This window comes from Capnocytophaga sp. oral taxon 903 (assembly GCF_013394785.1).
Classification (GTDB): Bacteria; Bacteroidota; Bacteroidia; order Flavobacteriales; family Flavobacteriaceae; genus Capnocytophaga; species Capnocytophaga ochracea.
This window is the reverse complement of sequence record NZ_JABXYW010000002.1, coordinates 165990-182579: the sequence shown is the minus strand read 5'-3', so window position 1 is coordinate 182579 and position 16590 is coordinate 165990. Positions and strand designations below refer to the sequence as shown.

The following is a 16590-nucleotide window of genomic DNA, read 5'->3' as shown; positions in this document are numbered from 1 at the left end:
GAGAAAATGAGAGAATTAGAAAATTAGTAAATGAGTAGTGATAAAAATTGTTTATTGATAGGTGAGACTTGTCGGACAAATCGGATAGGTTGGAGAATTCGGAAGGAAACGGAGGAGTTCGGAAGAGGGGAGAGAGGGTTTTTGATGAAAAAAGGCTATGAGATGGGTGGGGTTAGGATATAGAAAGGATATAGGAATGATGAACGAATGATGGACGATTGGTATAGAAGAGGTATATAAGTGATTGACTCATAATATAATACAACAACGCTAAAAATGTTAAAAACGGGGTTTCGAGGCGAAAGAAAAGGGAAGTATTAATGAATGGTGAATAACGAATAACAGAAGAGGCTGGCTCTTTAAGAGCCAGCCTCCCCTCAATTAAATTTAATTTAACTTACAATGACAACAAATTAAATTTCTATTCTAATATCACCATAAACTCGGCACCTGTGGCGAAATCTTCGCCATAGAAATCACTTAGGGCGGTGAAACGCACATAGCGTGCTTTTGTAACTTTGTCGAGTAACACTTGTTGGGCGCTACTCACATCTTTAAAAGCTCCTACTTTCACCGGTTCGCCCCAGTTCTTACCGTCGTTGCTCAGTTGTATTTGGTAATCTTTTACCTTTCCGCTCCAGCTATCAGTGCGCTGGGTAAAGCTAAAGCCTTTTACATTAACTACCTTGCCCATATCAAAATCTACCCAATGTGGGTGTTTAGCTACAGTAACTGAATAGGCGGAGTGCCAAATGGTATTGGGGTCGCCATCTACTAAATGTTTGGCGTCACCTACGCCTGCTTCTTCACTGCTGGCAAAAATTACTTCCATTGCCGTGCTTTCGGCTTTACCGAAAGTAAGGGTGTACTTTTGAGTTTCATTACCTGCAAACCACGCTTTTACAGTACCTCCGTTAGGCAAATCGAAAGGAAGGGTGTATTTCTGTGCTTTGCTATTATTGATACTGTAATAGATAGTTGCAAGGGCATTGGCTGTACTGATAGATACTTTCCCTACTTTGCTACGAGTAATAGAAAGAGGTTGCTCACCGCTTGCACTTACATTGGTTATTGTTTGCAAATCTTCTTTGGCTGGACGAATGATGAAACCGAAATTATGAGGGGTTGCTAACAAACGGTCACGCAACAACGGACGAGGACCGCAACTATGTCCGCCCAAACCTGTGTTGCCTATGTTCAGTTGCAAGTACACGCCATCAGGTTCTGGTAATTGGTAGGGGTGTCCTGCCAAAGTCATATCGATAGCTTTATAAGGCAAAGCTGCTACTGATAGCGGCTCTGCGCCTACAAACACTGCGCCGGCGCCCTGAGCGTTGGTAAGAGCTGCCCAGCGGGTTTCTTGGTGTTGTCCCATATCTTGTGGTTTAGGGAAAGGCACAAATTCATCGGCTACCTTACCGCTGTAGAGACCTACAAAAGCCCCCGATTTGCGGTCGGGATAATTATCTTGTTTACCGCGACCGTAATAGGTGAAATTCTCGTATTGTTTAGGCAGTTTGAGTAAATAGCCCAATTCTGGCAATACCAAAGAGGCATCGTTAGACACAACGCTGGCTTGTAGTTCGATAGAGCCATCGGGATAGACGGTGAAAATTTGGTTGGTAGTGAACTTAAAGTCGTTTGCACCAAACTTCTGGTGGGTAAGTTCCTCTATCTTATTGCGCCCTGAGCTCGCACCCCCTGTTATTTTAGCTGCATTAGGAGCTTGTGATTCCACCGTGAAATAGAAGGTATAACCACCTTCTTTATTAGGTTTCACTGAGGAAGCAATGACTTTATGATGCAGGTTATGCAATCCTTTTTCAAACCATTGTTCGTATATCCAGTTGTCGTTATTGGTGAAGGCGCGAAAAGCGTTGAGACTTAGGTCGCTGTTGGCAATAATAGTATGCTCACCATAGCGGAGTGTGCCTATCGTACCTTTATCGAAATCAAAAGTTACTGAAAAGTCTTTTCCGGTAATGGTCTTTTTGTCTTTGCTAAGGGTGAGCTTTTCTCCTTTGGCTACAGAGGAAAGAGAAGGCTTTTGGGTAGCAGGTTGCATTAAGAATTGTTCGCGAGCTTGCACAAATCCTTTTTTAGCCCAAGGGGTATCTGCTTTAAGGCGGAATTCTACAATACTGTAATATTCTTCATTGCTATCTAAGGTTACAGGGGTAATGGTCACACTTGATTTTTGCTGTGGCATCATAGAAGGCACTTCAAAAGGACGCTCTTCTACAAGCACACCGTTCTTATAGAGTTTCCATATACCCTCATAGTTTGAAAGATCAGTAAAATAGCCTTTATTGAAAATTTCAAAAGTAAAACTATTGAGTTTTTTCACGCCTATATTCTGATACACTTTCTGCACTTCGTAGTACTGTGGTTTCACTGTTCTATCGGCAAAGATAATGCCGTTCATCACAAACTGACCATCGTTAGGGAAGTCTCCAAAATCACCTCCATAGGCTTGATAGCGAATGCCGTCTTTGGTATAGTTGTACATCGCTTGGTCTACCCAATCCCAGATAGCACCTCCGCATAGAAAGTTGGAACTTTCGATAGCCTCCCAATAATCGGCGAGATTCCCTACTGCATTGCCCATAGAATGCGCGTATTCCGAGATGTGAAACGGATATTTGATGTCGTACTTACCTGTAGCAGCACCCTGTACCCACGCTACGGAAGGGTACTGGTTAGATCCCATATCTACGATGTCGTTATTGCGCTCGTATTGTACAGGGCGAGAAGTATCGAGTGTTTTGAGGTGATTATAAGCCGTTACAAAGTTTTGACCAGGGCCTGCTTCATTACCAAGTGACCATATCACAATGGCAGGCGAATTATAGGTAGCCTCTACCATTTCGGTTACGCGGGCTGTGTGAGCCTTTTCCCATTCTTTAGGGTGAGAAAGAGATTCTTTGCCGTAGTAATACTCGTGAGACTCTATATTAGCTTCGTTTTCTAAATAAATACCATACTTATCGCAGAGGTAGAAGAAATAAGGGTCGGGTGGATAGTGAGAGTTGCGCACGTGGTTGATATTGGCTCGCTTCATCATCATCACCTCTTCTTCCATTTGTTGATGTGTGAGCACGTGCCCTTGTGCGGGGTGACTTTCGTGACGGTTTACGCCTTTAAATTTGATAGTCTTACCATTGAGATAATAATACCTTCCTGCCTTTCCAAAAGCATCGTCTTCAGCCTTAGTATCTTTGATTTCTACTTTTCTAAAACCAAAGTAAGACGATACTGTTTCTACCACCTTACCTTTTTTATCCAAAAGTTGAGCTACGAGCACATAACGATGAGGCTCCTCAGCCGACCATAGTTTAGGATTCTTTACGACTATTGTACCGCTCACCTTATCGATAGCGTTAGAGGCTACTGTTTTTAGAGGAATGCTTCCTTTGGTAGCAGTGGAGGTAACGTCGTCTTTATACAATGAGACTTCGTATACGTTATAGCGCACTTGATAATCTTTGACTGCTTTTGGGCTGAGGTTGCGCACTTCGGCATTGACTTTTAACTGCCAATCGGTAAGGTTTTGGGTATCTGTAAGAATGTTGAGGTTAAAGATTTGCACCTTAGGAGTACTGCGCAAGGCTACTGTTCTGAATATACCAGGTAGGCGGAACATATCTTGTGATTCGAGAAAAGAACCATCGGAATTGCGGTATACTTCTACGGCTACTTTATTCTTGCCTTTGTGTAGATATTTGGTAATATCAAAAGAAGCCACATTGCGTGAGTTTTTAGAAAAGCCTACATATTGCCCATTAATCCAGAGGTAGAAGAAAGAGTCTACTCCATCGAAATCGATGAAGATTTCGCGACTGTCCCAATCGGTAGGTACTTCAAAATCGCGGATATAAGAGCCCACCTCATTGCGGTACTCATAGGTTGTCCACGTTTTAGGAGGGGTGCGCATAACTCCTTTACGCCAATCGTCTACCTTGCGCTCGTGATAGAAAATCACAGGTTGGTTTACATAGATAGGCACTCCATATTTGAGCGTACCGTTTTTCTGTATACCGTAGATATTCCAATTGGAAGGCACAGGAATCGTCTCCCAAGCAGAAGCGTCGAAATCGGGTTTATAGAAATCTTTGGGACGCTCTTCGGGAGTTTTGCACCAGTGGAATTGCCATTGTCCATTGAGAGATTTCCAATAGGGAGAATGTTCAGGCAATACTTGGGTAGCCGTCTTTTCATCTTTAAACGAGAAGAAATAAGCACGAGGGTACTCTTTGTTAAGCGAGAGTTCCTCTACTGACTCCCATTCTTTACCTGTAGGGGCTGAGAGAGTGCCATAAGCAAAACCACCCAAAGGCTTGTGTTGGGCTAATAAATAAGGAGAGAGTAGTAAACTTAGCAGGGTACTTACTGTTCTAAAATAGTGTTTCATAAATTATTAGTATTAGTTTCGACTTTTTGAAGATTGGATAATAAGGGCTCTACCTTGGCGTAATCTTTTACGACTTTGATACATAAAAAAAAGGAAATGATTAACAAAAGGGTACCAATCACATTTATAATTGAAGTTGTATATGACATCTCGATAGTAGGGTCATCAAGCATAGAGGCTCTAAAAACAAAGTAATTTACTACAGAAGAAATAATTGAAAACGTCCACCAAATGGTTACAAAATTAGTAGGTAGTTTGGGTTGTATGTCTCCTCTTTGTATGAAAAGATTGCGAGTACTATCGTATATTTCTTTCATTATGCGATATGGGAGTACCCAGTTAGCAAAAGGAATGAACCAACTCCCTACTGCCCAACCATCGGTATATGAGAGGTTATTTTTCAGTTGGTGCAAGTTGTAATAAGCGCGCCTGAACCACATCAAAAAAAGAATACTCATTATAATGAATATCACAAGCCACAAAATACCTACTATACCTGAGAAAACATCACTCAGTTCAGCTCTTGCAAACAATTCGTCATCTATTTCACCTACAAGGAACTCTCTAATAACATATAGTTCAAAAATATCTGAAATCAGAAATATGAATAAAAAAGCAAAGGATATCCACAACATTATTATGGCATTCTTAGCACGGGTAGTATTATCTCTTAACATTTTTGTTGGTTTTTATAAGAAAAGGCGTAACTGGAAGTTGATATTAAAAAAGGTTACGCCTTTTCTTGTTGAATATTGAAATCTCTAAATTTATAAATTATTAAACGCCCAACATATTTTTGGGGTCTAAAATCTCATCGAGCTTATCCTTAGAAAGCAAGCCGTGTTCTAATACTAAATTGTACACTGACTTACCTGTTTCAAGGGCTTCTTTGGCTATCTTGGTGCTGTTCTTATACCCTATATGTGGGTTGAGCGCTGTAACGATACCGATACTGTGTTTTACCATATTGAGGCATACTTCGCGATTGGCGGTAATACCTTCGATACACTTGGTGCGCAAGGTGTCGATAGCGCGTTCTAAGAATACGATAGACTCGATAATGCACTGGCAGAGCACGGGTTCCATTACGTTGAGTTGCAACTGACCTGCCTCAGCGGCGAAGGTAACAGTAAGGTCATTACCAATTACTTTGAAGCATACTTGGTTCACTACTTCGGGGATAACAGGGTTTACTTTCCCGGGCATAATAGACGAACCAGGTTGCATAGCAGGAAGGTTGATTTCGTTGAGTCCTGCACGAGGTCCTGAGGAGAGCAAACGCAAGTCGTTACAAATCTTAGAGAGTTTTACTGCCATACGTTTTAGCGCAGAGGAATAAATTACATATGAACCGGTATCAGGAGTAGCTTCCACCAAGTTAGAAGCAGTAACGAAGGCTTCGCCTGTGAGTTTAGCTAAGTTTTCGGCACATAGTTTTGCATATCCCTTAGGAGCGTTGAGTCCTGTACCAATGGCGGTACCTCCCATATTGATTTCTAAGAAGAGCTTGGCGTTGCTTTGCAAGCGAGCGATTTCTTCTTCGAGGTTGGCTGCAAAAGCTTCAAATTCTTGACCAAGCGTCATAGGTACAGCATCTTGCAACTGGGTACGACCCATTTTTATTACATCAGCGAACTCTTTACCTTTCTTACGAAAAGCCTCAATGAGCAATGATAGGCGCTTGATGAGCGTTTCGTTCATCTTGATAACAGCTAACTTTACAGTAGTAGGGTAAGCGTCGTTTGTAGATTGTGATTGATTCACGTGGTCGTTAGGAGAGCAGTGTTGGTAATCACCGCGAGGATACCCCATAATTTCCAAGGCGCGATTGGCTATTACTTCATTAGCGTTCATATTCACCGAAGTACCAGCCCCTCCTTGAATCATATCTACGAGGAACTGATGGTTAAACTTCCCTTCGATTACTTCTTTGCAAGCCTCAGAAATAGGTTTGAGCAGTTCGTCGGGGAGTAATCCCAAAGCGTGGTTTGTTTGAGCTGCGGCGAGTTTTACATAACCAATAGCTTTCACAAATTCAGGGTAATCACCCATTTTAGTTCCTGTAATGCGGAAGTTTTCGATGGCGCGTTGTGTTTGTACGCCATAGTAAGCATCGGCGGGCACTTGCAAGTCGCCGATAAGGTCGGATTCTATTCTAAATTTTGTCATAATTTTAAATTTTATATTTTTAGTAACTTTATATATGATACTTACGTTATATAATGAGATTGTATTGGTTTAAAAAATTTCGGTAAAAGTACGGAAGTTTTTTTTAATAGAAAAGAAAAAAGAAAAATATTTTTTAAGACAACGTAACTTCGATTTAAAGGAGTGAGGTTATGTCTTAGAAATTAAACAAAAATTGGTAGATTAGTAAATTTAGAAATTAGCAAATTAGTAAATGAAAGAGATGAAAATAGTTATTTGGCAGGTCGAACTTGTAGGACAGACCGGACGAGTCAGACATTTGGGAATTGTCGAAAAAACTCCGAAAAACTCTCAGTTTTCGGGGAGGGTTGAAGAGGAAACAGAGACACTAAGGAGGTATCGGAAGAAAATGAAGGAAATCGGAAGAGGGTTGAGAGAAAAATTGGTGTAAAAAGGCTGTGAGAAGGGTGGGGGTAGCTTATAGAGAGCTTATAGGAAGCTTATACGAATCTTGGACGATTGGTATAGAAAGGGTATATAAGTGGTTGATTCATAACACAATACAACAGTGCTAAAAATGCTAAAAACGGGGTTTCGAGACGAAAGAAAAGGAATCCTCACCCCCTGCCCTCTCCCAAGGAGAGGGGGAATGTAGCGACGGAAAAGAGGGAATGTAGCGACGGAAAAAGGGAAGAAAAATTAGAGAATTAGCAAATTAGAAAATTAGTAAAATGGGGAGGTGTGAGGTCTTAGGGCATAGGCAATAGGGTTATGACGGAAAGTGGATAGGCAGATTGAGAAATTAGAGAATTAGCAAATTTGGAAATTAGCAAATGAGGACGATAGGGACGAGGTAAGATGGGTGGGATAGAAGAGACGGGAGATTAAATTAGCAAATGGGTTGGAGTTATATTGAACAAACGTTGATAATCATTTAATTGCTTGGGAGAATTGCCGGACAAAAAAAGGGAGATAAGCTTATAAACAAAAAATATTAGTTCGTAATTCAAAATTATTTTATATCTTTGCATTCTAAAAAATCAAATAACGCTTAGTTTATGGAATATTTAGATTTTGAACAACCTATTAAAGAGCTTGAAGAACAGATGGAAAAGTGTCAGGTCATCGGTAATGAAAGTGATGTGGATATGACTGATGCTTGCAAGAAGATAGAAAAGAAACTCAACCAAGTAAAGAAGGAAGTTTATGGTAATCTTACGGCGTGGCAACGAGTGCAAATCTCTCGTCACTTGGAGAGACCTTATACTCTTGACTATATCAACTCACTTGCAGGAAACACTTTTTTGGAACTTCACGGCGACCGTACAGTGAAAGACGATAAGGCGATGATAGGAGGTTTTGGAAAGATAGATGACCAGAGTTTTTTGTTCATTGGTCAGCAAAAAGGAGTAAATACTAAGATGCGACAATATCGCAATTTTGGTATGGCAAACCCCGAAGGGTATCGCAAAGCCTTGCGATTGATGAAACAAGCTGAAAAGTTTAACATTCCTATAGTGAGTTTTGTAGATACGCCAGGAGCTTTCCCTGGTATTGAAGCTGAAGAACGCGGACAAGGAGAAGCTATTGCTCGCAATATCTTGGAGATGTCACGTTTGAAAGTGCCTGTAATAGTGTTTATCATAGGCGAAGGAGCTTCGGGAGGAGCGCTAGGTATCGGTGTAGGTGATAAAGTGTATATGCTTGAAAATACTTGGTATTCGGTAATATCGCCAGAGTCTTGTTCCTCTATATTATGGCGTAGCTGGGAGTACAAAAAAGAAGCTGCTGAAGCACTAAAACTCACCGCTCCTGATATGAAGAAGTTAAAACTGATAGATGAGATTATTAAAGAACCACTCGGGGGGGCACATCGCGATCGCGAAATGATGTTTGCTACTGTTCGCAAAGTGATATTGGACACTTATAAGGATTTGAAGAAGCTTCCCACCGATAAATTGGTTGAAAAACGAATGAACAAGTACCTCGCGATGGGAGTGTTCAGTGAGAAGTAAGAAAATGATAATATCAACAACTTATAAAGGCGCTATTTAAGCGCCTTTTTTATAAAGTGAAGATAGTAAACGGTTGCTAAATAGAAGAGTAAAGAAAACTTTTCAGAAGTTATCAACAGACTATTAACAGTGTTTGTGGGTAAAATCATCTTCCCCAAATTAAACTATTTCGTATCTTTGCCGTATGAACGAAACAGAAAACACATCAGTACCAGAAATTGTTCCTGCAATACAACCATTCTCTCGAACACAAGTGAGTTTAGAGCGAGGAAAGCTCCCTCCACAAGACCTCAATCTTGAAGAAGCTATCTTGGGAGCTATGCTCATTGACAAGAAAGGCGTTGATGATGTGATAGACATACTCAACCCTGAAGTTTTTTATAAAAAGCAACATCAACTTATCTATCAAGCTATCTTTGAACTTTTCAACGAATCGGAAGCTATCGACCTGCTTACGGTGGCAGAACAACTTCGCAAAAATGGTAATTTGGAGGCGGTGGGAGGAGAGTTTTACCTTATTAATCTCACCCAACGAGTATCATCATCTGCTAACGTGGAATTTCACGCGCGTATTATTTTACAGAAGTTCATCAAGCGCAAGCTCATTGAAATTTCTTCGGAAATTATAGAAGACGCTTACGACGATACTCGCGATGTGTTTGATTCGTTGGACAGTGCTGAGCAGAAACTCTATGAAGTAACACAAGGTAACTTAAAGCGTTCCAGTGAAGTAGCGGGAGATTTGGTGATAAAAGCACTCAAGAAAATACAAGACCTCTCTAATAAAACTGATGGGTTTAGTGGAGTACCTTCGGGCTTTACCAAACTCGACCAACTCACCTCAGGTTGGCAAGCGAGCGACCTTATTATCGTAGCGGCACGCCCAGGTATGGGGAAAACAGCCCTCACGCTTTCTATGGCAAGAAATATAGCAGTAGGGCAGGGGATACCTGTAGCGTTTTTCTCGTTGGAAATGTCGTCGGTACAGCTTATTACGCGTTTGATTTCCTCAGAAACAGGTCTGTCGTCAGAGAAATTGCGTACAGGGAAGTTGGAAGAGCACGAGTGGTACGTGCTAAATACTAAGGTGAAAGACCTAGAAAAGGCTCCTCTTTTTATAGATGATACGCCTTCTATATCAATTTTTGACCTCCGAGCTAAAGCGCGCCGACTCTCTACACAGCACGGCATTCAGCTAATTATTATTGATTACTTACAGTTGATGACGGCAGGAGGTAGCAAAGGAGTGGGCAACCGCGAGCAAGAGATTTCTACAATTTCTCGTAACTTAAAAGCTCTCGCTAAGGAGTTGAACATACCCGTAATAGCGCTTTCACAGCTTTCGCGTAATGTGGAATCACGTCCTGGACAGCAAAAGCGTCCGCAGTTATCGGACTTACGTGAATCAGGAGCGATTGAGCAAGATGCCGATATTGTATCGTTTATCTACCGTCCTGAATACTATAAAATTACAGAATGGGACGACGAATCAGGAACACCTACCGCTGGACAAGCTGAATTTATTGTGGCTAAACACCGCAATGGAGGTTTGGATAGTATCCGATTGAAGTTTGAAGGACATTTGGGAAGGTTTGCTAACTTAGAGGAATACAACAGTGGAGGCTATTTGCCTATGGGGACACAAGAATTTGTTTCGAAGATGAATGAAAATGTAGCTTTTGAAACTGTGCCTACTGCGAATCCGGAGCAGGCTTTTGGCGCACCTTCAACAGCTTCAACCGAAGACGATATACCTTACTAAAAATACTCTTGGAGAGTGTGAATATCCAAGAAACTTTTTTGCCATTCTTCTCAATAGCATAAAATGATGCGAAGAGAGGAATGGCTTTGTTATAAAATTAATACTCATTGTATTGCAAATTAAAAAAAGTAGTATCTTTGCGGAGTCAAACAGACTTCATTATGATTAAATCATATATATCCAAAATATTTGCCTCTATCGTTAAAAAAAGATAGACCGCTGGGCTAAAGCTCCAATAGACACACAACAAAAAGTATTCCAGTCGCTTATAGAACAAGCCAAAAATACGGCTTTTGGGCGTGACCATCATTTTGAGGAAATCCAAACGTATGAAGATTTTGTGGCTCGCGTACCTATACGAGATTATGAAGCCTTGCGCCCTTACATTGATAGGGTAGTGGAGGGTGAAAAAGATGTGTTATGGAAAGGTAAACCACTCTATTTTGCCAAGACTTCAGGGACTACCAGCGGGGCGAAGTATATCCCTATTACCAAAGACTCGATGCCCTTCCATATTCAGGCAGCACGTGATGCGATTTTATGTTATATACACGAGACTAAAAAAGCCGATTTTGTAGAAGGAAAGATGATTTTCTTGCAAGGGAGTCCTATTTTAGGCGAAAAACACGGCATCAAAACAGGGCGACTTTCGGGCATAGTAGCACACTATGTGCCTGCTTATTTGCAGCGCAATCGTATGCCTTCGTACAAAACTAACTGTATAGAAGATTGGGAAAGCAAAGTAGAAGCCATTGTTACTGAAACTTTTTCTGAAAATATGACCCTTATCAGCGGGATACCTTCTTGGGTGCTGATGTACTTCGAGCGATTGTACACGCGCTCAGGTATCAAGATAGGAAAACTGTTTCCTAACTTTAATCTGTTTATTTATGGAGGGGTGAACTACGAGCCTTATCGCCAACAATTTGAGCATCTCATTGGTCGCAAAGTGGATAGCATAGAACTCTATCCCGCCAGCGAGGGATTCTTTGCCTATCAAGATAGTCAGACGGAGAAAGGAATGCTCTTACTGCTTAATTCGGGTATTTTCTACGAGTTCGTAGAAGCTGATACTTTCTTCAGTGATGCTCCCAAACGAGTGGCTTTGCAGGACGTACAATTGGGGGTAAATTATGCGCTCATTATATCTACCAATGCCGGACTTTGGGGCTACAATATAGGCGACACGGTGCAGTTTACTTCGCTTGCGCCTTACCGTATAGTAGTTACGGGGCGCATTAAGCATTTTATTTCGGCTTTTGGCGAACACGTGATTGGTAAAGAAGTGGAAGAGGCAATGCGTGAGGGCTTAGAGGCTACGGGAGCGCGTATCACAGAATTTACGGTCGCTCCTCAGGTAAATCCGGTAGGGGGTGAATTGCCTTATCACGAATGGTTTGTAGAATTTGAGCAGAAACCTACTGATATGAAACGCTTTGCCCAAGTGATAGATGAGGCTCTACAAAAACAGAATATGTACTACTACGACCTCATACAAGGTAAAGTACTCCAACCGCTCAAAGTTACCGAAGTTCCCGAAGGCGGTTTTGCCTCTTATATGAAGTCGCAAGGAAAGCTCGGCGGACAGAACAAAATACAACGATTGGCGAATGATAGAAGCGTTGTAGAGCGATTAGTGAAAAGTTAAGATTAAGACTGATTACCACCTTAAGAAGCGTGAATTGCCTTACATATCAGTTATTGAAGACTTTGACTCTACAAACAAATGTAAATCATTTTTGCTTAACAATAATGTAGAATTATTAAATAATGTGAGTTCGACGTAAGAAAAGTGTAGCTTACGCTACAGAAATCTTACAAATCTATACAAATCAAACAAATAGGCAACAAGTTGCCTGAAAGTCTCGCACAGATTACACAGATTGCACGGATTTAGACACAAATAGATTTTAATATTATGGAACAAAAATCCACAGATGACTAGCTTCGCTATTAGATTTCACAGATTACAATGTAAACACAGCTGTAAATCAGTATTGTATATATCGAACTGACGTTAAATAAAAAAGCCAATAGTAAACTACTATTGGCTTTTGTTTTTTAGTTATTTTGTAATTTGTAGTTGATAGGGTAAGCAAAGGTAACCGGTGTAGGTTTACCGCGTTGTTTACCAGGGATAAGTCTAGGAAGTTTCATAATAAGTTTCTTAGCATCTTCTTCCAAAACTTTATCGGGACCACGCACTCCTAAAACGGTAATAGTACCATCGGTATTGATGCGGAAGTTTACAAATACTTTTCCTTGAATACCCATTTCGGCAGCTGCTTGTGGATAGCTAAAGTTCTTTACTACGTGTTTGTTCAAGTTTTCTTGAAAACATTTCATTTGTTGATCTTTAGGAACGTTTTTACAAGCTTCGAACATAGGTTTATCTTCGATAATAGTAAAAGGTACATCTACATCAGGAGCTTCTTCTACTACAGTTTGTTTAATTTCTTCTACTTTGGCTATTTGCTCATTTTTAGTAGTTTCAGTAGTACCGATTACTTGTTCTTCGATTTTAGTATCGTTTTCCACTACTTTTACTTCTTCTACCACTGTAGGAGCTGGAGGTGGTGGAGGTGGTGGAGTTTCAGGAGGGGTCTCCATTGTGAAGTTCTCTTGATTTTCGTCAAGAGCCTTATCCACATCTGACGTACGGTTGTCTTGAACGCTTTTGTCATACACTTTTGCTTCGAACCCCCATAAGGTAAGGGCTGATACAAGAGCGAATCCTATGGCAAAGAACAATCCGCTACTTTTTGCCAAATCGGCTTTCGGATTTTTTTTAGGTTGCATAATGATTTTCTTTTAAAAGGTTATTAAATATATACTTTTTATCTGAAAAGCTTTTCATACTTTCTCATAAACAGTAGAGCAACAACTGTGCCAAATGTATTGAATAGCATATCAATACTGTCGGCAGAGCGAGTAGTGGTGAGTAAGCCTTGTAGTATTTCCATTGTTGCGCCTAAAAATAAGGCGGTGATTACTGCCCATAATTTACTTCTAAATGCTAATATAAACAGTGCCGTGTAACCGAAATAAAAGCTGAAATGAGCGACTTTGTCTAAATAGGGAATGCGAGGTGCTTTGGGCATTTCGCTGGATGAGATAAGACTTAGAGTGATAATAGCTATCGTCCATATACCCCATAACAAAGTGTATTTGTGTTTTTTAAGCATTTATTAGGGTTTTATACGCTTCGGCTGAGAGTAGATTATCTAACTGGGTAATATCGCTTATTTTCAGTTGTATTATCCACCCTTTACCATATGGGTCGGTATTTACTTTCTCAGGTTTTTGGTTTAACGGTTCATTAAAAGCGATTACTTCGCCCGTGAGGGGCATAAATAAATCGGATACTGTTTTTACGGCTTCGATACTGCCAAATACTTCATCTTCATTAAGGGTGTCGCCTATGGTTTCTACTTCCACATACACAATGTCGCCTAATTGGTGTTGTGCAAAATCGGTAATGCCTGCTGTGGCTATATCACCTTCGATGCGCACCCATATGTGTTCTTTAGTGTATTTTAAATCGGATGGAAAGTTCATTGCCCTATAAATGTCTTAAAAAGCGAGCCAAAGGTACTCTCTTTTTTTGTAACTACCAAATTTTTATTAGAAAAATTTTAACATTTTATTTGAGTTGTGGGATAATGGTCGGTAAATTAGTAGATTAGGTGCGTGCTAAACGAGTGGTTAATGATTAATGGCGAATGATTAATGGTTAATGGTTAATTTGGGAGAGGATTATACAAAGCTTATAGGATAATCGAACAATGAGTGGGTCTACAGTGGGTCTACAGTGGGTCTACAGTGGGTCTACAGTGGGTCTACAGTGGGTCTACAGTGGGTCTACAGTGGGTCTACAGTGGGTCTACAGTGGGTCTACAGTGGGTCTACAGTGGGTCTACAGTGGGTCTACAGTGGGTCTACAGTGGGTTAATAGTGATAGATGACTAAAAGGAGGAGGGGGATAAAGTGAGGAAAAGCTGAGGATAAGAAGGTGGGTGCTGGGAATAAAACTGAAAGCAAAATGTTTTTATATATTAAATTATTTGTACCTTTGCCCTCTCAAAAGAAAGAATTTGCAAATGTTGAACTTAAACGATACTCTTAAACAACATATATTACAAGCTGTACAAAAACTGTATGGTGTGAGCTTAGAAAGCGTTGAATTGCAACAGACTAAAAAAGAGTTTGTGGGCGATGTTACCCTTGTGGTGTTTCCGCTGTTGCGCCATATCAAAGGTAATCCTGTGCAGATAGGTGAGCAAATAGGAGGTTACTTAAAAGAAAAAGCAGGTGATTTGGTAACTGACTTCAATGTGATTAAAGGTTTTTTAAATCTTGTAATTGCTGATAGTTACTACATCGACTTTTTAAAAGAAGTGAAGAATAATCCTCAGTTTGGTTTGGCAACGCCTAATAGCAAAGAGGCTATTTTGGTGGAATACTCATCGCCTAATACTAATAAACCGTTGCACTTAGGGCATATCCGCAACAACCTCTTAGGGTATTCGGTAGCTGAAATCTTAAAAGCAGCTGGACATAAGGTGTATAAAACCCAAATCATCAACGATAGGGGGATACACATTTGCAAATCGATGGTGGCGTGGCAACGTTTTGGCAATGGTGAGACTCCTGAAAATACAGGGTTAAAGGGTGATAAATTAGTAGGGAATTACTATGTGGCGTTTGATAAGGCGTACAAAGCTGAAATACAGCAATTAGTAGAACAAGGGAAGACCAAAGAAGAAGCGGAAAAACAAGCTCCTATATTTGTGGCAGCCCAAGAGATGCTTCGCCAATGGGAAGCAGGTAACCCCGAAGTAATAAAACTTTGGAAACAGATGAATGGCTGGGTATACGATGGTTTTGCCGTTACTTATAAGAATTTAGGTGTTGATTTCGATTCGTATTACTATGAGAGTAATACCTATTTATTAGGGAAAGACATTGTGGAACGCGGTTTGGAGCAAGGTGTGTTCTTCAAGAAAGAAGATGGTTCAGTTTGGTGTGACCTTACCGCCGATGGCTTAGATGAGAAGTTGGTGCTTCGTGCTGATGGTACGTCGGTTTATATGACCCAAGATATGGGGACTGCTACTCAGCGTGTGAAGGACTATCCTGACGTAAAAGGAATGGTGTACACGGTAGGTAACGAGCAAGATTATCACTTCAAAGTGCTTTTTCTTATCCTGAAAAAGTTGGGTTACGATTGGGCATCACACTTGTATCACCTGAGCTATGGTATGGTAGATTTGCCCAGTGGCAAGATGAAAAGTCGCGAGGGCACCGTAGTAGATGCCGATGACCTTATTGCTGAAATGGAGCAAACTGCCAAAGAGATTTCACAAGAACTCGGTAAACTCGACGGTTATACCGAAGCGCAGAAAGAAGCCTTGTATCATACCATAGGTTTGGGAGCCTTAAAATACTATATATTAAAAGTAGACCCCAAGAAGCGCATTTTGTTTGACCCTAAAGAGTCTATCGATTTTCAAGGAAATACAGGTCCGTTTATACAATACACTTACGCTCGTATCCAGTCGATTATGCGCAAGTATACTGAAATGGGAGGTAGGAATGAAGCAGCGATAGAGAAAGTTAATGGTTTACACGAAAAGGAGAAGGCTTTGTTAAAGAGCATCACCCTATTTCCATCGGTTGTACAAGATGCGGCTGATAGTTATAGTCCTGCTATTATTGCCAATTATGTGTATGATTTGGTAAAAGACTTTAATTCGTTTTACCAAAATGTATCGATTTTGGGAGAGGAAGAGGAGAGCAAGCGTGATTTTAGGGTAATGTTGAGCAAGAAAATAGGAGAAATTATAGCAGAGTCGTTTAAAATGCTGGGCATACAAGTTCCTGAGAGAATGTAGGTTATAATAGTAGTATAAAAAAGTTATAAAAAAAGTATTCAAAAAATTTGCAGGAATGAATAATTGTTGTACCTTTGCAACCGCAAATAAAGGAAAAGCCAGTTGCGAATTTATTGGAAAAGAAATAAGCGAAAATAGCTCAGTTGGTAGAGCGCAACCTTGCCAAGGTTGAGGTCGCGGGTTCGAACCCCGTTTTTCGCTCTTTTTTTATGTTTATCATAGAAGGCTCGGATGGTGGAATCGGTAGACACGCTGGACTTAAAATCCAGTGGGCAGTAATGCCTGTGCGGGTTCAAGTCCCGCTCCGAGTACAATCTTCAATCACTACTTACGAAGAGAAGTAGTGATTTTTTGCTTTTA

Annotated in this window: 9 protein-coding genes, 2 tRNA genes and 1 pseudogene; 6 read left to right on the top strand and 6 right to left on the bottom strand. The window is 40.6% G+C overall.

Translation table 11 applies throughout. The features are described from left to right. Positions 1-421: 421 nt before the first annotated feature. From HW279_RS00865 to aspA, 3 genes are all read right to left on the bottom strand, one after another. Entirely contained in the window at positions 422-4411 is a 3990-nt protein-coding gene (locus HW279_RS00865; RefSeq protein ID WP_178957606.1) for a glycoside hydrolase family 2 TIM barrel-domain containing protein, read from the bottom strand. After that, the gene (locus tag HW279_RS00860; RefSeq protein ID WP_178957605.1) at positions 4408-5088 is read right to left on the bottom strand and encodes a DUF4328 domain-containing protein; all 681 of its coding nucleotides are present in this window, start codon (positions 5086-5088) and stop codon (positions 4408-4410) included. The genes HW279_RS00865 and HW279_RS00860 overlap by 4 nt, the downstream gene beginning before the upstream one ends. Positions 5089-5188: 100 nt before the next feature. After that, positions 5189-6580, bottom strand: coding sequence for an aspartate ammonia-lyase (gene aspA, locus HW279_RS00855; RefSeq protein WP_178957604.1), 1392 nt, complete (start codon positions 6578-6580; stop codon positions 5189-5191). Positions 6581-7617: 1037 nt separating this feature from the next. On the opposite strand from aspA, the gene HW279_RS00850 reads away from it, so the two are divergent. From HW279_RS00850 to HW279_RS00840, 3 genes and pseudogenes are all read left to right on the top strand, one after another. Further along, positions 7618-8574: an acetyl-CoA carboxylase carboxyltransferase subunit alpha gene (locus HW279_RS00850; protein WP_002673067.1), complete on the top strand. Its 957-nt coding sequence runs from the start codon at positions 7618-7620 to the stop codon at positions 8572-8574. A gap of 184 nt (positions 8575-8758) precedes the next feature. After that, entirely contained in the window at positions 8759-10336 is a 1578-nt protein-coding gene (gene dnaB, locus HW279_RS00845; RefSeq protein WP_178957603.1) for a replicative DNA helicase, read from the top strand. 161 nt (positions 10337-10497) lie between these two features. Further along, positions 10498-11984, top strand: a pseudogene (locus HW279_RS00840) (GH3 auxin-responsive promoter family protein). A gap of 413 nt (positions 11985-12397) precedes the next feature. Here the strand turns inward: HW279_RS00840 and HW279_RS00835 are convergent. Genes HW279_RS00835 through gcvH form a run of 3 tightly spaced genes read right to left on the bottom strand, consistent with a single transcriptional unit; the run spans position 12398 to position 13894 of the window. Then, a complete protein-coding gene (locus HW279_RS00835; protein WP_178957602.1) occupies positions 12398-13135 on the bottom strand; it encodes an energy transducer TonB in 738 nt (245 codons plus the stop codon). 38 nt (positions 13136-13173) lie between these two features. After that, entirely contained in the window at positions 13174-13521 is a 348-nt protein-coding gene (locus HW279_RS00830; RefSeq protein WP_178957601.1) for a VanZ family protein, read from the bottom strand. Then, the gene (gcvH, locus tag HW279_RS00825; RefSeq protein ID WP_009418006.1) at positions 13514-13894 is read right to left on the bottom strand and encodes a glycine cleavage system protein GcvH; all 381 of its coding nucleotides are present in this window, start codon (positions 13892-13894) and stop codon (positions 13514-13516) included. The genes HW279_RS00830 and gcvH overlap by 8 nt, the downstream gene beginning before the upstream one ends. Before the next feature lie 542 nt (positions 13895-14436). On the opposite strand from gcvH, the gene argS reads away from it, so the two are divergent. From argS to HW279_RS00810, 3 genes are all read left to right on the top strand, one after another. Beyond that, positions 14437-16230 carry an arginine--tRNA ligase gene (gene argS / locus HW279_RS00820; RefSeq protein ID WP_178957600.1) on the top strand — a complete coding sequence of 598 codons (1794 nt, stop codon included), beginning with the start codon at positions 14437-14439 and terminating at the stop codon, positions 16228-16230. A 128-nt stretch (positions 16231-16358) separates the two neighbouring features. Next, positions 16359-16431: transfer RNA gene (locus HW279_RS00815), tRNA-Gly, on the top strand. Between the two features lie 24 nt (positions 16432-16455). Next, positions 16456-16541, top strand: a tRNA-Leu gene (locus HW279_RS00810). The last annotated feature ends 49 nt before the right edge of the window (positions 16542-16590 follow it).